The organism is Flavobacterium foetidum (genome assembly GCF_004634245.1).
Classification (GTDB): Bacteria; Bacteroidota; Bacteroidia; order Flavobacteriales; family Flavobacteriaceae; genus Flavobacterium; species Flavobacterium foetidum.
In genome coordinates this window covers 21,417-40,199 of the sequence record NZ_SJTF01000024.1, presented here as the reverse complement: position 1 = coordinate 40,199, position 18,783 = coordinate 21,417, and the positions used below count along the sequence as shown (strand labels likewise).

Annotated in this window: 16 protein-coding genes; 9 read left to right on the top strand and 7 right to left on the bottom strand. The window is 36.8% G+C overall.

All coding sequences use genetic code 11. The features are described from left to right. The 5 genes from E0W73_RS21065 to E0W73_RS21045 all read right to left on the bottom strand — a co-directional run. Positions 1-4,016 (bottom strand): PorP/SprF family type IX secretion system membrane protein (locus tag E0W73_RS21065; protein ID WP_135224023.1); only part of this gene is annotated, 4,016 nt, incomplete at its 3' end. A gap of 1 nt (position 4,017) precedes the next feature. Then, positions 4,018-5,490 carry a gliding motility protein SprC gene (sprC, locus tag E0W73_RS21060; protein WP_135224022.1) on the bottom strand — a complete coding sequence of 491 codons (1,473 nt, stop codon included), beginning with the start codon at positions 5,488-5,490 and terminating at the stop codon, positions 4,018-4,020. Next, complete coding sequence (locus tag E0W73_RS21055) at positions 5,487-5,882, bottom strand: hypothetical protein (protein ID WP_244248533.1); 396 nt, start codon at positions 5,880-5,882, stop codon at positions 5,487-5,489. Before E0W73_RS21055 ends, sprC begins: the two co-directional genes overlap by 4 nt. 100 nt (positions 5,883-5,982) lie before the next feature. After that, positions 5,983-7,275, bottom strand: a complete 1,293-nt coding sequence (locus E0W73_RS21050; RefSeq protein WP_135224020.1) for a hypothetical protein — start codon at positions 7,273-7,275, stop codon at positions 5,983-5,985. Between the two features lie 189 nt (positions 7,276-7,464). Further along, entirely contained in the window at positions 7,465-7,917 is a 453-nt protein-coding gene (locus E0W73_RS21045) for a hypothetical protein (protein WP_135224019.1), read from the bottom strand. 434 nt (positions 7,918-8,351) lie between these two features. Here E0W73_RS21045 and E0W73_RS21040 point away from each other — a divergent pair, with 434 nt between their 5' ends. The 5 genes from E0W73_RS21040 (at position 8,352) to recA (ending at position 12,641) form a co-directional block, all read left to right on the top strand. Next, positions 8,352-9,500 (top strand): DNA polymerase III subunit, encoded by a 1,149-nt coding sequence (locus E0W73_RS21040; RefSeq protein ID WP_135224018.1) that lies wholly within the window; start codon positions 8,352-8,354, stop codon positions 9,498-9,500. 7 nt (positions 9,501-9,507) lie between these two features. Continuing rightward, a complete protein-coding gene (locus E0W73_RS21035; protein WP_135224017.1) occupies positions 9,508-9,891 on the top strand; it encodes a DoxX family membrane protein in 384 nt (127 codons plus the stop codon). 88 nt (positions 9,892-9,979) lie between these two features. Then, the gene (locus E0W73_RS21030; RefSeq protein ID WP_135224016.1) at positions 9,980-10,963 is read left to right on the top strand and encodes a KilA-N domain-containing protein; all 984 of its coding nucleotides are present in this window, start codon (positions 9,980-9,982) and stop codon (positions 10,961-10,963) included. 16 nt (positions 10,964-10,979) lie between these two features. Then, positions 10,980-11,489 (top strand): acyl-CoA thioesterase, encoded by a 510-nt coding sequence (locus tag E0W73_RS21025; protein WP_135224015.1) that lies wholly within the window; start codon positions 10,980-10,982, stop codon positions 11,487-11,489. 144 nt (positions 11,490-11,633) lie between these two features. Beyond that, entirely contained in the window at positions 11,634-12,641 is a 1,008-nt protein-coding gene (recA, locus tag E0W73_RS21020) for a recombinase RecA (protein ID WP_135224014.1), read from the top strand. Between the two features lie 563 nt (positions 12,642-13,204). On the opposite strand, the gene E0W73_RS21015 is transcribed toward recA, so the two are convergent. Further along, on the bottom strand, positions 13,205-13,945 hold the full coding sequence (locus tag E0W73_RS21015; RefSeq protein ID WP_135224013.1) for a lysophospholipid acyltransferase family protein: 741 nt from the start codon (positions 13,943-13,945) through the stop codon (positions 13,205-13,207). Positions 13,946-14,234: 289 nt separating this feature from the next. Between E0W73_RS21015 and trpS the strand changes: the two genes are divergently transcribed. Beyond that, a complete protein-coding gene (gene trpS / locus E0W73_RS21010) occupies positions 14,235-15,209 on the top strand; it encodes a tryptophan--tRNA ligase (RefSeq protein WP_135224012.1) in 975 nt (324 codons plus the stop codon). A gap of 37 nt (positions 15,210-15,246) precedes the next feature. Further along, positions 15,247-15,651, top strand: a complete 405-nt coding sequence (locus E0W73_RS21005) for a hypothetical protein (RefSeq protein ID WP_135224011.1) — start codon at positions 15,247-15,249, stop codon at positions 15,649-15,651. A gap of 273 nt (positions 15,652-15,924) precedes the next feature. On the opposite strand, the gene dprA is transcribed toward E0W73_RS21005, so the two are convergent. Further along, a complete protein-coding gene (dprA, locus tag E0W73_RS21000) occupies positions 15,925-17,028 on the bottom strand; it encodes a DNA-processing protein DprA (protein WP_135224010.1) in 1,104 nt (367 codons plus the stop codon). A gap of 224 nt (positions 17,029-17,252) precedes the next feature. Between dprA and E0W73_RS20995 the strand changes: the two genes are divergently transcribed. Beyond that, positions 17,253-18,224 (top strand): HU domain-containing protein, encoded by a 972-nt coding sequence (locus E0W73_RS20995; protein ID WP_135224009.1) that lies wholly within the window; start codon positions 17,253-17,255, stop codon positions 18,222-18,224. A 184-nt stretch (positions 18,225-18,408) separates the two neighbouring features. Further along, positions 18,409-18,753: a DUF6597 domain-containing transcriptional factor gene (locus E0W73_RS20990; RefSeq protein ID WP_208730558.1), complete on the top strand. Its 345-nt coding sequence runs from the start codon at positions 18,409-18,411 to the stop codon at positions 18,751-18,753. Positions 18,754-18,783 lie beyond the last annotated feature (30 nt).

Genomic DNA, 18,783 nt, shown 5'->3' with positions numbered 1-18,783 from the left:
GCTAACTGCGCTTTAAGAGCTTCTGCGTCGGCTTTTGCTTTTGCATCGGCTGCCAATTTCGCTTGACGAGCTTCTTCTTCAACTCTTGCTTTTTCTTCAGCCGCTTGTTTCTTTTGTAATGCTTCCGCATCAGCTTTTGCTTTTGCTTCTGCAGCTAACTGCGCTTTAAGAGCTTCTGCGTCGGCTTTTGCTTTTGCATCGGCTGCCAATTTCGCTTGACGAGCTTCTTCCTCCTCCTGAAGTTTCTTCGCTTCCGCTTCAGCTTTTGCTTTGGCAGTAGCTTCTGCATCAGCTTTTACTTTTGCATCGGCCGCAAGTTTTGCCTGTAAAGCCTCCATATCTGCTTTTGCTTTTGCATCTGCAGCCAATTTCGCTTGACGAGCTTCTTCAGCTTGTTTTATTTTCAGAGCTTCCGCATCGGCCTTAGCTTTTGCTTCTGCAGCTAATTGCGCTTGTTTGACCTCCTCAGCTTGTTTTATTCTAAGTGCTTCTGCATCAGCTTTTGCTTTTGCATCGGCTGCTAATTTCGCCTGACGAGCTTCTTCTTCCTCCTGAAGTTTTTTCGCTTCTGCTTCCGCTTTAGCTTTAGCGGTAGCTTCTGCATCAGCTTTCACTTTTGCGTCAGCAAGAAGTTGCGCTTGTAAAGCTTCCTTATCTGCTTTTGCTTTTGCCTCAGCAACTAACTGTGCTTGTTTGGCTTCCTCAGCTTGTTTTATTCTAAGCGCTTCTGCGTCGGCTTTAGCTTTTTCTTCAGCTGCTAATTGTGCTTTTTTAGCTTCCGCATCGGCCTTAGCTTTTGCTTCTTCATCAAGTTTTGCCTGCTTAGCCTCCTGAGCTTGTTTTACTTTTAATGCTTCAGCATCTGCTTTTGCTTGTGCCTCGGCAGCCAATCGTGCTTTCTTAGCTTCTGCATCTGCCTGAGCTTTTGCTTCTGCTTCAAGTTTCGCTTGTTTCTTCTCTTCGGCTTGTTTTAATTTCAATGCCTCAGCATCGGCTTTCGCTTTGGCTTCTGCATCAAGTTTAGCTTGTTTTGCTTCCTGCGCCTGCTTCACTTTTAGTGCTTCAGCATCCGCTTTTGCTTGTGCCTCGGCAGCCAATCTTGCTTTCTTAGCTTCTGCATCTGCCTGAGCTTTTGCTTCTGCTTCAAGTTTAGCTTGTTTCTTCTCTTCAGCCTGTTTTAATTTCAATGCCTCAGCATCAGCTTTTGCTTTCGCTTCTGCATCAAGTTTAGCCTGTTTTGCTTCCTGTGCCTGCTTCACTTTTAGTGCTTCAGCATCTGCTTTTGCTTGTGCCTCGGCAGCCAATCTTGCTTTCTTAGCTTCTGCGTCTGCTAGTACTTTTGCTTCTGCTTCAAGCTTAGCTTGTCTCTTCTCTTCAGCCTGTTTCAATTTCAATGCTTCGGCATCTGCTTTTGCCTTCGCTTCTGCATCAAGTTTAGCTTGTCTCGCTTCCTCAGCTTGTTTAATTTTCAGCGCCTCAGCATCGGCTTTTGCTTTGGCTTCGGCAGCCAACTTCGCCTGAGCTGCTTCAGCATCAGCTTTTGCTTTTGTTTCTGCTGCCAATTGAGCTTGTTTTGCCTCTTCAGCTTGTTTTATCTTCAAGGCTTCAGCATCAGCTTTTGCTTTTGCTTCGGCAGCCAATTGAGCTTGTTTCGCTTCCTCTGCTTGTTTTAATTTCAATGCCTCAGCATCTGCCTTCGCTTTTGCTTCGGCAGCAATTATGGCTTGTCTTGCTTCAGCATCAGCTTTTGCTTTTGCTTCTGCAGCTAATCTTTCTTTCAATGCTGCTTCTTCTGCTGCTTTTGCTTTTGCGTCTGCGGCAGCTTTCGCTTTGTTTGCGGCATCAACATTTGCCTTAGTTTTCGCAGCAGCCGCGGCTTTAGCTTTCGCCTCAGCGGCTAATCTTGCCTGAAGCGCATCCGAATCGGCCTTAGCTTTTGCATCAGCAGCAAGGATTGACTGTAAGTCGGCTTCTTCTGCTTTTGCTTTTGCATCGGCTTTACGCTTTGCTTCTGCAGCGTCTGCTTTTGCTTTTGCATCGGCCGCTAGTTTTAATTTCAATGCTTCTGCATCTGCCTTAGCTTTTGCTTCAGCTGCTAATTTTGCTTTTGCGACAGCTTCTGCATCCGCTTTTGCTTTATCAGCGGCTAACTGTGCTGGCGTTTTTTGTACTCCTGCGGTTTGTTTAGCTTGTGCTTCGGCATCGGCTTTCGCTTTTGCATCAGCAGCTAATTTTATTCTTAATGCTTCCGCATCTGCATTAGTTTTGTCAGCAGCTAACTGTGCTGGTGTTTTTGGCGCAGCAGCTGTCTGTTTAGCTTGTGCCTCTGCATCTGCTTTAGCTTTAGCTTCTGCAGCCAGTTTTATTCTCAATGCTTCGGCATCTGCCTTAGCTTTATTATCTGCTGCTAGCTGAGCTGCTGTTTTTTGTGCAGCTGTTGCTCCCGGTTTATTTGCAATCGCTTGAGCTCTTGCAGCGGCTGCAGCATCTACTTTTGCTTTATTGTCTGCTGCTAATTGTGCTCTACGAGCTTCTGCATCGGCTCTAGCTTTATCTGCAGCTAATTGTGAAGCAGTTTTTTGCTTTTCAGCAACTGCTTGTTTTGCAGTTATAGTTTGTGCTCTAGCGGCAGCAGCAGCATCTGCTTTAGCTTTATTGTCTGCTTCTAATTGCGCTTTACGAGCTTCTGCATCAGTTCTTGCTTTATCTGCAGCTAATTGAACTTGTGCTTTTTGTTTTTCGGCAACTGCTTGTTTTGCAGCGGCAGTTTCTGCTCTTGCGGCAGCTGCGGCATCAGCCTTAGCTTTAGCATCGGCGGCTAATTTTATCTTAAGAGCTTGAGCATCTGCTTTAGCTTTATTGTCTGCTTCTAATTTGGCTTTTGCTGCAGCTTCGGCATCAGCCTTAGCTTTTTCAGCAGCGGCCAGTCTTGCCTGTTTTGCTTCGGCATCGGCTTTTGCTTTTGCTTCGGCTGCCAATCTGGCTTTTTCAGCACCATCTGTTCTTTCTACTTTTGCAGCTGTTGATGGTTTTGCTATTACTGGTTTTGGTCTAGAAGGGTCAATAATCGATCCTTCATCGTCGTCTCCGTAATAATAATTTCTGTTTTTAAACTTATAAGCAATTGCAAATTCATGAGAGCCTCCCATGTTTGTTAAATTGCCCATTCCTCTTTCATAGTTGTATTCAATAGCAATGCTCGGAGTGATATTGACTCCAAGCCCAGCCGAAATTCCGTATAATGTATTATATCCAGCCTGTGCCCAAACTCCTTGCTGAAGTGACAGCATAGCAAGCCCAGATATAACGGTTTTATCTTTTTTAAGATCTGTTTTTACAATTCCCGAGAATTTACTTCTGTCAAAAAAGCCGTAACTGTCAATATATCCAGTGTACATTGCATGAAGCGAAATGGCTCTTTCCGGGTCTTCCTTTATCATTCCTAATCCGAAATTGTAAAGGATTAAATTATTGATCGATAATCCGAAATCAAGGAATTCTGTTCCGTAATTGATTCCCGGATTAACAGTAAGCATGGTGTATCCAGGATAATCGCCATTTAAAATGTCTGGGTCGTCAGAGATGATTTTTCCCTTATCCAACGCGCTTCTATAAGCTCCTACGTTTATACCAAAAGTCAAATTACTGTCTTGCTGAAAAGAAACGTTATGAGCAAAGTTGGCTACGCCGCCAAAAACAGTCATCAGACCATAATTCTGCTGAAATAGGCCTACTGCAAATGCTTCATTTTCTCCAAAACGTCCGGAGTAATTTGCCAAATACGTTTGCGGTGCATTCTCAAACTGTATCCATTGCCTTTTGTTATAGAAACTAGCATAAGCATTTGTTTCGCGTACAAAACTTAATGTTGGGTTAATTAAATATCTATTAAATCTTAACGAATTTCTGATCGGTAACGAAAACGAAACAACTCCATTCTCATTTTTTTGTTCTTGAGAATAGAGTACAATTGAAAAACCGCAAAATAACGTGATGAATAGTAAAAGTTTCTTCATATTATTTCAGCACAGTTATTGATCCTTTTTTTTCACCTTTGTCGGATTGAATGACATAGTAATAAACTGGATTGACATTTTTAAAATCTATATTGCTTTGTGGCCAGTCTCCTTGATAATTTACTACATCCAGAACTATTTCTCCGTTTGAGCTTATAATAAGTACCTTGGTGGAAGCATTTTTGTATTCATCGGGAATATTCCAAAATGGCATACTACCGCTTAATTTTATAGCATTCGGGATTACGCTTGCTGGTCCTGAATTACCGTTAATTTTAAACGAAAACTCTCTCGTAGCAACACAGCCCGAAGATTGAGAAATTCTTACTGTATAATTACCTAAAACAGAAACTGTGAAGCTATTTCCTGTTTCTCCTGTAATAAGATTTCCATTACGATACCATTCGAAGGTAGCTCCTGTTGCGCTTGTGGTTACAGTAACATCTAGTGTTTCCCCTTCGCTCAACGTATAATTGTCTGGAGCGTCGATGCTCGCATCAAAACTATTGCTTTGCAGATTAATGCTTCCTGTAGCTTTACATCCTCCAAAATCTACCTCAACACTGTAAACTCCCGATTCGTTTGTAGAATAGGTTCTGTTTGTAGCGCCAGCGATTGTTGCTCCGTCTTTCTTCCAAACATAACTGTTTCCCGCTGTTGCAGTTAAAACAGTTCCTGATCCGCTTGCACAGAAAGGATTTCCTAAACTCGAATTTATAGTTACAGATGATCCTGACGAAGATGTTGTTACCGTAACACGATTAGAACTAAAGTTTTCGTCGTTACATCCTCCGTAATCAATCTGTGCATAATAAACTCCTGGGGCATTTGCCACTAACGTTGTACCGCTTTGTCCCGCTATAGCAACATCATCTTTAAACCATTTGTATTTTAAATTCGTATAATTTGCCGGTGATGAAGGCTGATCAGATGGTGTCGGATTATCAATAGAAAGACTTATGCTGCCGCCATTACACATCATGGCAGTTTCTGTCCTGTTATTGATATAAAATGACTCAACAAAGGTTCTGTAATAAACCGGAAAGGAAGTTACATTTTGTGAATTTCTAAATTTCACACTGTACACTGGAGTAGCAGTAACGCTCTTTACACGCAGACTATAAAGATCTGATCCCTTCAAATTTGTCGGAACCGCAAATCTTATAGTCTGCTGTTGTAAGGCAGCATTTTCTGTAAAAGAAAGTTTTGTTGTAGCAATAGGTGTTGTAAAATTTCCCGCCTCGTCTGAAAGCTCTATTTCAAAAGCTGTTCCGGCCGGAAAATCAACATAGCTGAAAGTCGCGCTATACTCATTAAATGGCTTTCCATCAATAATAAGTCCCGCACAGATTCTAGGATAACCTAGCTGTTGCGGCACAATTGTAGCCTGGGCATAGGAATTCGTTTTAGTAAAAATTAAGATACTAAAAAACAGAATTAAACGATAAACTGACAGCGTAGTTTTTTGAATCATATATTGCGTGTTCTTGACAAATCTATACGCTCAAAAAACAATATGTCTATAAATGTTTCAGAAAAGTCATATTTATAGTTTTCGATGATATCTTTTGCAAGAATCGAAGTCGAAACAACTGATGATGAATTTTCCTGACAATCTGCAGCTGTTTTTGCTTCAGCTGCTATAGTAAGACTGTCCTTGGGGTTGGACTGTCCTACTATAAACTGATTTGAATTTTCTATAAGACTGCCTGCAGCCGTTTGAATTTGGTTTGAACATAACGCCGATGCATTGCAAGATACAGCAGCCTTTGTAGGTTGTTCTGCTGTATTTTGTGCATATAGACTTAATGAAATAGGCGAAACCAAAAATATTGTATATATAAAATACTTTTTTGTAGATACCATTATGTTTTGATCTTTATTTGGTCCTGTTGAGACTTACATAAATTGTGTCTGGGGACTTTATTAATAAAATTTACGCTGGAAAATAAAAATCGAAATTTATTTATCTATTGCCGCTAGAAGCCGTGATTTTTCCTAATTGTAATCTGTAATCTGGTTTTTTAGGATTTGCGATATCAATAAATGTTTCTTTGTTAGTACTCTGAGAGTAAACATTAAAGAAAACACTGTTTCCGTACCAGCTTTCTAAATCCTCGTTGTTAGAATTGTACTCTGTAAAGATATTTCCGTTACATAGGTTAAAAAACATTTCCTCAAATTTGATTTTTTTAAGGTTGGCATCGTTGATCTCGATTTTGCTGTCTAATAAAACAGCTGGGTTAAAACCAGAGATTACACTTCTCTTCATTTCAAGAGAAGCACTTTCTGCTACATATACAGCTTCTTTTACTAAACCTGCTTGGATATCAGCTTTAATGTTTTCGCTGTCGTTAAGCATTGTAATATTTGTAGCAGCTACAAGAGTTTGTTTTTTAGTGAAGTCAGTTTCGTTCTTTTTCTCAAAAGATTTTACTTCAAAGCAACGAGACCCGTCTTTGTTACTAGACAAATAAGAAGATCTTACCGCTAAAGAGTTGAATAAACGGCATTGTACACCTTGAGTAAATTTAAAATCGTCGTTGATTGATTTGTATGAAACTAATTTTGAAGCGTTCACATCACCTCCGAAAAAGGCAAATGAATCTCCTCCAGAATAGCTTACCATAACATTGTCAAGAATTGTTTTGCTACCTACACCAGCAACCGTTAAACCGTTGAAAGTATCAACTCCTTTAACTTTTTTACCAGCAAATTCGATTCTCACATATCTTAAGATACCAGAGTTTCCAGCAACGTTGTCACCCCCATAAGTAGTAAGAGTTGGGTCAAGGTCGAGGTTATAAGAACCTACGTTTCCGAACTTATTGATTGGAGCATCTCCAAGAAGAACGATTCCACCCCAGTCTCCAGCTTTTTTCTGGCTGCGGTTAGAAGTAAATACGATTGGATCTGTTTCTAAACCGTCTGCAATAATCTGCGCACCTTTAGTAACTACCAATGTTCCTTTTGTTTCAAAATCGCCAATAATTAATGTTCCTGGCTCGATTGTTAAAACTGCATTATTTGTAACATAAACATTTCCTTGCAATACGTAGACATTTCTCTTAAGCAATTTGGTATTAACAGAAATGTTTCCTGCCAAAATTTGATTTGCTTCTCCATACTCTACTTTGTTAGGCTTAAATTCGGTCCAGTTATTTAACCAATTGTTGTAGCCCATAATTCCTTTCTCTTGTTGAGCATTCATACTCGCCACTGTCAAAAGAACGCAGATTAATTGAGTAATTTTTTTCATGATAAGGGGGTATTAGGGTTAATAATAAATTTGGGTATGCGTAAATGAAAAAACTCCTCTTGGGTTTTCTAAAAAAAATTCAGAATACAACAAGAGCGAGTTATTTTGGTTCTCTTCTAAAATGTCTTCAAAAAAATTACTCTATTTACGAAGACAGGATAAAAAAGGTTTTGATAAAATTTATTTTTTTTACATTTCGTTCAATTCATTGAACTCGTGTAATGATTTTAATGTGTTTTCGTAGAATAAAATCGCAGCAATCAAGTTTCCTTTATCAGAGTAAGGCATCATTTTTCTTTGAAACTCCACTGTAGTATCTAAGAAAGTAGAAGTACCTGTTGCTTGATTGTCTAGAATTTTCTTGTGATCACTATCGTCTGGAATACCAAGATCGGCCATAGTAACTCCAGGTTTTGTAACCAAAGCAATGTAAGGGAGAGTTTTTACTAGAACTTTAATACGCTCAATGTATAATTCCAAAAGTTCTCCTTTTTGCATACCGCTCAATTCTTTTTGATCGTGGTATTTACGAATAAGAGCTGTTGTACTGATAATACTTCTTGGCGCATTCTTTGCCTGTGCTGAAACAGCTGCAGTAGTTAATATAAAAAATGCACTTAATAGAATAATTTTCCCTTTCATAGATTCTTATTTTATAATTGGTTGTTGATAAAAACAAAAATATATAAATTAACTTAAACTACAACTTTATTGATTTTTTTTTTCAAAAAAAAACCTTAAAAAAAACTTAAAATAGGGCCTTATGTCGAGAAAATGTGCGTTTTAACGTGGTTTTTGTTAAAATTGTTAAAACGAAAACAGTAAGATATTCGCTATAAAAAACACTGTTTTTTACTCTTTAAATAATAAAAAAATACTTACTTTTTTCGTTTTTCGCAAAAAAATATTAACAAAAACATCTCGATATCTGCTCAGGTTGAGCAGTTTATTAACAAAAACGTGTTGGTAATCGATAAAAAAATATAGTCCTTCTGTCATTTTTGATTTCCAAAAAACGGCTCATAAAGTTTTCTCTTAAAATTTTTGGCTACATCATTTTCTTCTATCTTTGCTTCATGCAATTTTCTCAAATTTTAGGGCAGGATTATATTAAAAGCCATCTGATAAAAAGTGCGGCTTCTGGAAGAATTCCGCATGCACAATTATTTGTTGGACCAGAAGGAAGCGGTACATTGGCTGCGGCCATAGCTTATGCCCAATATATTTTATGCAGTAATTCTGGAGACGAAAATTCAAACGGAAATGATTCCTGCAATCTAAAGTTCGAAAACATCTCGCATCCCGACCTGCACTTTATTTACCCGACCGTTACAACAGAAGATGTAAAGACCAAACCAAAAAGCATCGACTTTATTCAGGATTGGAGGTCTTTTGTTTTAGAAATGCCTTACGGCGGACTTTTTGACTGGTACAAAGTTTTAGGCGTTCAAAACAAGCAAGGAGAAATAAGGGTTGAAGATGCGCAGGAAGTCTTAAAATCATTTGCGTTAAAATCTTACGAAGGCGGTTACAAAATCATGATCATCTGGATGGCAGACAAAATGAACATCGCGGCCTCCAACAAGCTTTTGAAACTTCTGGAAGAACCTGCAGAAAAAACGATTTTTATTCTCATTTCAGAAAATGAGGAGGATATAATCCAAACCATTCGTTCCCGATGCCAGGTAATTCATTTTAACGGGCTTCCCGAAAAAGTGATTGCCGAAGCGCTCGTAAAACAAGAAAATACAGATCCGAATTTAGCCAAAAAAATTGCACATCAGGCGCAAGGCAATTTTAACAAAGCCTTACATCTCTTAAAAGAAGACGATTCAGATTATCCGTTTGAGCAGTGGTTTGTCAATTGGGTACGTGCCGCGTTTCGCGCCAAAGGAAATGCTGCTGCCATTCAAGACTTAATTTCCTGGAGCGAAGAAATCGCCGGACTTGGTCGTGAAAGCCAGAAAAAATTTATTCAGTTCTGTATCGAAATGTTCCGCCAAGCCCTTTTATTAAACTATCAGGCGCCAAGTCTCGTTTATATAGAACCAAAAGTGGATAAGTTCAAACTCGAAAATTTTGCTCCTTTTGTAAACGGAAATAACATTCATGAGATTTTCAAAGAACTTTCAGATGCCATGTATCATATTGAAAGAAATGGAAATGCCAAAATAATCCTGACCGATTTGTCTATCAAACTGACTCGTTTAATTCACAAAAAATAGATTTAAAATGAATAATGCCGCTTCAATTATAATCCTGATTTTCTTGGCACTGACTTTTCTGCAATCAGGTTACGAGAAAATTTTCTACTGGAAAGACAATGTAACTTGGCTCAAAGAACATTTTTCTAAAACAATATTAAAAAACCAAGTGCCGCTAGCCTTGCTTCATCTTCTAATTATAGAATTGATAGCCGGTATTTTATGTGCGGTTGGCGTAATACAATTACTACTAAAAAGCGGACGCGAATTTGGTTTTTACGGAGCCATATTCTCCTGCATCTGTTTGCTTATGATGCTTTTCGGACAGCGTCTGGCAAAAGATTACGACGGTGCGAGAACTATCGTAATATATTTTATACCAGCTGTTATGGCGGTTTATTGGTTGAATTAATCTAAAACTTATATTCATTAATAAATATAAAAGTCATTTTTACTAATAAAAGCATTGGTAAAGCATATATTTCTAAATAAAAACTAATATGTCAAAACACATAAAATTAATAGTACAAGATCACGAAATATCAATGTTAAATATTAACAAAAGTGATTATATCTGTCTAACCGATATGATAAAAGCTAATGATGGCGATTTTTTTATAAGTGATTGGTTAAGAAATAGAAATACTCTCGAATATTTAGCGGCTTGGGAAAGTCTAAACAATCCAAATTTTAATTATGGCGAATTCGCCATAATTAAAGAAGGTGCGGGATTAAATACTTTTAAAGTAAGTGTCAAAGAATGGCGTGAAAAAACAAATGCAATAGGTATTACAGCTACAACAGGTAGATATGGTGGAACTTATGCTCATAAAGATATAGCTTTTAACTTTGGAATGTGGATTAGTCCGGTTTTTCAACTCTACATAGTTACTGAATACCAAAGACTTAAAGAAATTGAAACAAACCAATACAATTTAGAATGGGATGTGAGAAGAATATTGAGTAAGGCCAATTACTCCATACATACCGACGCTGTTCAAAAATTTATAATTCCAAAAAGTTCTTTGCCCCTTGACAAAAGAGGAATTGAATATGCTAATGAAGCAGAAATATTGAATCTTGCTCTTTATGGTTATACATCAAAAGAATGGAAAGAAGCAAATCCAGATTTGTCTAAAACAAAAAACATGAGAGATTTTTCTAGTATAAATGAATTACTAGTAATGTCGAATCTAGAGGTTATGAATGCCGAAATGATTAAATTAAATACTGAAAAAAAAACAAGATTTACCTTACTTCAAAAAATGGCAAAAGAGCACTTAGAACAACTTTCTAAAATAGATATAATAAAATCCGTTAGAAAAAAAGACGAAACTACTTATATCGAAGCTAAAGACAGAACAGGAGAAGAATTAGAAGATGAGTCTAAGAAATCAATTCTTGAAATTAACAAGGAAAATCTCTTGAAATTTAAAAAAGAAAAAGAATCAAATTCTAAAAGGAAAGATCAAGACTTTCAATAAAATTATTATCAAAAAAATGAATCCAAAACACCCTTCAGAATCCTTAACCGTTTTAACCGATTTAGTTTTGCCAAGCGAGACAAATCCTTTAAACAATCTTTTCGGTGGTGAATTATTGGCCCGAATGGATCGTGCAGCAAGCATCGCTGCCCGCAGACATTCGCGTCGCATTGTAGTAACGGCTTCTGTAAATCATGTTGCTTTCAATAGAGCTATTTCGCTAGGCAGCGTTGTTACGGTCGAAGCAAAAGTTTCCAGATCTTTTAAAAGTTCTATGGAAGTTTTTATCGATGTTTGGGTAGAAGACCGCGAATCTGGAAACCGTACCAAAGCCAACGAAGCAATCTACACTTTTGTTGCTGTTGATGATAACGGAAGACCAGTAGAAGTTCCCCCGATCATCCCAGAAACTGAACTTGAAATTCAGCGTTTTGATGCTGCCCTTAGAAGAAAACAATTAAGCTTGTTGTTGGCCGGAAAAATAAAACCTTCGGACGCAACCGAATTAAAGGCTTTGTTTCTGTAGTGAAAATTGTGACAATTTGGAACAATCAAACTTCAAAAAAAGAAGTAATTTTACAATTTCTAAGCCATCCATTAAAATTTTATGAAGCAATTTCTTTAATTTTGGCTGGACAGAAAAATAAACAATTTAAGATATTTAGAAAAAATGAGTTCAGACAAAGAAGCCAAATTAAAAGCGTTACAGCTTACGCTTGATAAGCTTGATAAAACTTACGGAAAAGGTACCGTAATGAAAATGGGCGACAGAGCCATTGTAGAAGTAGAAACAATCTCTTCAGGATCTTTAGGTGTCGATTTAGCTCTTGGCGTAAACGGTTATCCAAAAGGAAGAATTATAGAAATATACGGACCAGAATCTTCTGGTAAAACAACTTTGACATTACACGCAATTGCTGAAGCGCAAAAAGCGGGCGGTATAGCGGCATTTATCGATGCGGAACATGCTTTTGATAGAAACTATGCCGAAAAGTTAAATGTTGATATTGAAAATCTAATCATTTCTCAGCCAGACAATGGTGAGCAGGCTTTAGAAATTGCCGAAAACTTGATTCGTTCTGGGGCTATTGATATTGTGGTAATTGACTCTGTTGCGGCCTTAACTCCAAAAAGCGAAATCGAAGGCGAAATGGGAGATTCCAAAATGGGTCTTCACGCACGTTTGATGTCTCAAGCTCTGAGAAAACTTACCGGAACTATCAGCAAAACAAACTGTACCGTTTTCTTCATCAACCAGCTTCGTGAAAAAATCGGTGTAATGTTTGGAAATCCTGAAACAACAACGGGAGGTAACGCCTTGAAATTCTACGCTTCTGTTCGTTTAGATATTCGTCGTTCTGCTCAAATTAAAGATGGTGAAAACGTAATCGGTAACAGAACCAAAGTTAAAATCGTTAAAAACAAAGTAGCGCCACCTTTCAAAACTGCCGAATTTGACATTATGTACGGCGAAGGAGTTTCTAAAACTGGCGAAATCTTAGATTTAGCGGTTGAATTTGACATCGTTAAAAAAGCAGGATCATGGTTCAGCTACGGTGATACAAAGCTAGGGCAAGGACGTGATGCTGTTAAAGCTTTGATTAAAGACAATCCAGAACTTGCTGAAGAACTGGAAGTTAAAATCAAAGAACACATTAAGGAAATAGCAAACGCTTAAAATCATACAGCTGTAAAAAACAGCTTCTAACCCGAAAGATTTCAAAAATCTTTCGGGTTTTATTTTTTTCAAAAAAAACAAAAAACAGACGCAACCTTTTTTACAAACACTCATCTATATAAAAAACATGTTTTAATTGGTATTGCCATAATACCTTTACCACATTTTTTTAGAATTTATATTGGTTGAATATTTGTATAAAAATCCGTTGGTTGACTTGGTGCTAACGGGTTTTTATCGTTTTTTGTAAAAAAAATTTCATATTTCGCGCAACCATTTTCATTTTTCTGCATCTATAAAATGTGACGTTAACTGAGTTGTAACCAGACTCTTTATTTTTCAACCATTAATATTTTTACCATGAAAGAAAAAATAGAATTGTTGTACAATAAAAACCGCAGAAAAACCAAGCTAAAATTTAAAAAAGTATTGCGTTTTATTTCAGAAAAAATTATTCATAGATAACTTTTTGAATAAAAATTTGGGGTTTTTAATTCAAAAAAAAGCCGGAAGATTTTAATAAATCTTCCGGCTTTTCGCTTATAATTTTTTAGAAATAAAATCTACTTCTGATATTCCAGTAAACCATTTAAAATCATTGCTCTGACTTTGTCTCTAAGTTCTTTTCTGTGATCTGTTGTGAGTCCTTCCGTTTCAACAAACGGCAAAATTTTTGCTCTCATTTTACCCGGACTTCCGCTTAAAAATGTATATGAAAAACGCTCTTTGTTATCGGGATAAACAATCGGCACAATCGGAATCTGATGTTCTATGGCAAGTCGGAATGCGCCATCTTTAAATTCGTCCAGCAATATGCTTTCGTCATCCGGTACGCCTCCTTCTGGAAAAATACAGATACTCAGACCTTGATTAAGACGGTTCTGCGCTCTTTTGAAAACCTCATTTTTGCTTTTTGATGAACTTCTGTCGACTAGAATACAAGTCCTTTTGTAGAAAAATCCGAAAAGCGGAATTTTGACCAGCTCCTTCTTCCCGACAAAAACAAATGGATTTTTAACCAAAACCAAAGTCAACATAATATCGGTCATCGAAGTATGATTGGCGACAATCATATAGCTTTTGCCTTTAATCAGCTTTTGCTCTCTCTTCACGATGTAATAAAAACCCATGCCAAAAAGAATGATTTTAGCCCAAATTCGTGCCATTTTAAAGAAATACGGATATCCTCTTTCTGAAATGATAGAAATGAGCAGAAATGGCAACATAACAAATATCGGAACCGCCATCAAGACGTAAAACCAAATGCGCCAAAGAATCCAAAAAGCAATTTTAAGTATTTTCATAGCTTCAAATGTAGTAAAACGGAAAGGAATATTAAACAAGAATTTGACTCGTACATTATTTAACGCAAATAACATAAATGATTTTAGCAAAGTACTCAAAGTTTATAGCCAAAGATTAAAAGGATTACATGGATTTCTAAAATCTCTGAAATCATTTTAATCTGTCGCTATTCCTCTTAGAAGACTGAAACTATTAATTAAAAATCTTGCATGCTTTACGGTAAAATCTTTGCGTGCTTTTGCGGTTAGAAAAAACATCACGACATTTGCAATTCAGAAAAAATTGAGAATGGCAAAAATACTTACGGGTGTTCAAAGTACTGGAACACCGCATTTAGGAAATTTATTAGGAGCAATTATTCCAGCAATCGAATTATCAAACAATCCGGCAAACGAATCATTTTTGTTTATCGCTGATTTACATTCGATTACGCAAATTAAAGACGGAAAAACGTTAAGAGAAAATACCTTTAGTGTAGCGGCTGCCTGGCTTGCCTTCGGACTGGATACTGACCGTGTTACATTCTACAGACAGTCAGATGTAGTACAAACAACTGAGTTAAGTTGGTATTTAAGCTGTTTTTTTCCTTTTCAGCGTTTGACTCTGGCACATTCTTTTAAAGATAAAGCCGATCGTTTAAGCGATGTTAATGCCGGGCTTTTTACCTATCCGATGTTGATGGCTGCCGATATTTTGTTGTATGATGCTGAATTTGTTCCTGTTGGAAAAGATCAGGAGCAACATTTAGAAATTACACGTGATGTCGCCTCAAGATTCAACCACCAGATGGGAGAAACATTTGTACTTCCAGAAGCTATTACTCAGGAAGAAGGCAAATTGATTCCGGGAACAAACGGAGGAAAAATGAGTAAATCTGCCAATAATTACATTAATATTTTCTTGGATGATAAAGCTTTGCGCAAACAAATCATGAGCATCGAAACAGACAGTACTCCGCTTGAAGCTCCAAAAAATCCGGATACTTGCAATGCCTTTGCTATTTATTCTCTTATGGCCAATGAATCTCAAATTGCAGCAATGAGAGCAAACTACTTAGCTGGAAATTACGGTTACGGACACGCCAAACAAGCTATATTTGAATTGATTACTGAAAAATATAAAACAGAAAGAGAAAAATACAGCTATTACATAAACAATCTCGATGAAGTAGATGTACTTTTACGAAAAGGTGCTGCAAAAGCTGCATTAGTTGCCGATGAAGTTCTAAAAAGAGTTCGCGAGAAGTTAGGATTTCAAAACTAGGTTCAAAACAAACCTTTGCGATAATCATTGACCAACCATGACAAAAGAAGAAGCTGTTGAAGAATTAATGTATCAAAGCGGTTCTCACGAAGACATAACAAGCAAAAGATGGGAAAACGGTTTTCTAGGACAGCTGCGTCCCTTTTGCGGTAAACTTAATGAAAAAAATTACCATCTGATTATGAAGGCTCTGCAAGTCCTTGCCCCAGAAATGGAAAAAGATTTTGTAGATAAAAGAATCATAAGTGCGATTATGGGCATTACTCATTTGGGCAGGATGTGGGCCATACATCCAGAAGGAATGTTGCAAAGTAACAATTTGATTACCGCAGAACAGACCGCACAAATCAATGATTGGTTAACCGATATTTCGTATGCCGCCTTTTGTCTTCTCGATGGAGCTGGTGCCGAAGAAGCTTTCTGGAACTACAATACAAATTGAAAATATTTTAAAAACCCGATTGGCCAAAAACCTTTCGGGCTTTTTTTATTTAAATCGCTTTTTTCAAGAATTCCAAACGCTTTTTGTAAAATTTCTAGTATTTTCTTCAATTTTCAGATAAAAGTTGACGAATCGAATTTTTAAATACTTTATTTATCGTTTTGGAAACTTCTAAGCCAAGCTTTGTACCGCAAACGACCTACGGCTTCAAAATTTATTTTTCTTTCTTTAAATCAAGAAAAAACGATATAAAAATATAACAGAATTTACTCGTTAAATTATTTCAAACAATTTTCCAGGCAAAGGACGAACTATGCCTTTCAATTCCATATTCAATAGAAGACTCGACATTTTAAATATCGGAAAATCGCATTCCAACGCAATTATATCAAGCAGCTCTTTTCCGTTTTTCATCAGAAAATCATAAATCTTTTGTTCTTCTTCATTTAAATCAACAAATAGTTGTTTTTGTACCGACTTACTTTTAAGTTGCACATCCCAATTGAGCATATAAATTAAATCTGTAGCCGAGGTCAGTACATTTGCTTGCTGTGTTTTAATCAGATTATTGCAACCTTGGCTGTACTTGTCTGTAATGCGGCCCGGTACTGCAAAAACATCCCGATTGTAGTCGTTGGCCATTTTAGCCGTAATGAGCGAACCTCCTTTGTCGGCAGATTCTATCACAATTGTAGCTTCAGACATACCAGCGACAATGCGATTTCTGCGTACAAATTTCTCTTTATCTGGATTCGAATCACTCCAAAATTCAGTAATAAAACCACCGTTTTCTTCCATCTTTGCCATATACTTTTTATGCACCTTTGGGTAAACCTGATTTAGGCCATGAGCCAATACGCCAATTGTCTGAAGACCCGCATCAATCGCTGCCTGATGCGCCACAATATCTACTCCGTAAGCAAAACCGCTTACGATAACTGGATTTAGCGAAATCAAATCTTCAATCAATTTTTTACAAAACTCGGTTCCGTACGATGTGATTTGGCGTGTTCCGACAATGCTGATAATCTTTCGGTCTCTCAGGTCAATTTTTCCTGCCGTAAAAATTAAAACAGGTGCATCTATACAGTGTTTTAAACGCTCAGGATAACTTTCATCTTGAAAACAAGAAACATTAATTCTCTCAGTGTTTATAAAAAGAAGCTCTCTTTCGGCTTTCTGAAAAATTGTTTTATCTTTTAGATTTTTCAATAAAACAGCGCCAACTCCGTCAATTGCAGCAATTTGACTTACTTTACTTTTAAATACAGCTTCGGCACTGCCACAAGAAGCGAGCAATTTCTTGGCCATAATATCTCCCACTCCGTCAACTTTTAGCAATGCTAATAAATAAAATAAATCTTGATCTTTATACATTATGTAAAATAGAAAATTACAAATTTGGAATACTTGATGCAAATATCAATAAAACAAAGTAATTTCTTAATAAAATAGTATCACAAAAAATAAGAAAATTTGTAAAAAAAATAAATCCAAATTTTAACAAACTGATTTTTAGAAAAATAAAATAAATTCCGGATTGTTAATAAAAATTGTGAATAAAATTTTGATAACTATATTGGTTCCATAACTTTGTTACTATGAAAATCGAAACATATATTTCTCAGTTATTGTATCGTTACGAGTGCGTAGCGATTCCCGGATTCGGTGCTTTTTTAACCGAAATTCATACGGCACAGCTTAATGAAAGCACAAATTCGTTTTTTCCTCCAAAAAAGACAATTTCTTTCAATAGTCGTCTGAAAAATAATGACGGACTGCTGGCCAATCATATCGCGCAAGCAGAAAAGACTTCGTATGGTTTTGCGGTAAGCGCCATTGCTTTTGAAGTTTTAAACTGGAAAAAAATCTTGGAAGAAAACGGCGTACTTTCTTTAAAAAATATCGGCGAGCTTCGTTTGAATTCTGAAAGCAACATCGTTTTTACTCCAAACGAACATACCAATTATCTGGCAGCATCATTTGGCCTAAGTCCTTTTGTTTCACCTATGGTGAAGAAAGAAATCTTCGAGAAAAAAATCGAAAAAATTGCTTCAAAAGAGAAAGATGCTGTGCTTTTGCACGACAACGAAAATCACGTAAAATCGTCGAATCCATATCTGCGTTATGCTGCGATTTTTGTTTTGGGACTTGGAATTACAGGAAGTATCGGTTATCCTATTTACCAAAATCAGATTGATTCTCAAACTCTTGTAGTTGAGCAGACGGTTCAGAAAAAAGTGCAAAACAAAATTCAGGAAGCAACGTTTTTTATTCAAAGTCCGCTTCCAGCTGTTACGCTCTCTGTTGATTCTGCAAAAGTTGAAACTGCAGAACCAAAAATGCCTTATCACATTATGGCAGGTGCTTTTAGAAGTGAACACAATGCTCGTAAAGCTTACAATCAGCTGATTAAAGACGGTTATAAAGCCAGAATGCTTGGCGAAGATAAAAATGGTCTTTTCCCGGTTGTATACGGAAGTTATGCTTCGATGAAAGAAGCTCAAGAAGCACAAAAAGAAATTCAGAAAGGTGAAAATCCCGATGCCTGGATTCTCATTGAAAATCTATAAAACTTAAAAAGCCTATTCTATGCGAATAGGTTTTTTTTGATTTACAAAGAACCTAATTGTTTAGATAAAAAGCTTTGAGCTATTTTAATTGACTAAAAAATTAAATTAGGTAATAAGAAAAGCGGTTCCACGCGAAACATAATCAATACTTTAGGATTTAATACTTTCTAAAAATTGTTCACGAATGAATTATAAAGAAATAAAGCCAAACGGATTTTTAAGCAGTTTTGTGCAGTGCTTCTGGTATTATGAAACTGAAGCAACAGCAGTAAACCACACTATCCTACCCGATGGCTATTTTGAACTTATCGCTGCATTTGAATACAAAGCTTTAACCCAAGTAAACTTACCGGAATTTGGACAAAAGAAATTCAGATCCCAAAAAACACCGCTTTTTTTGCCGTCAGATTCAAATTATTGGCACTCGAATATCTTTTCAATACTGAAAAAATTTCATAAAAAACAAGAAGCGCTGAAGAAATTCAGAACGGTGAAATTCCGATGCTGGACTCTCAATGAAAATCTATAAAACTTAAAAAATCCTATTCTATATGAATTG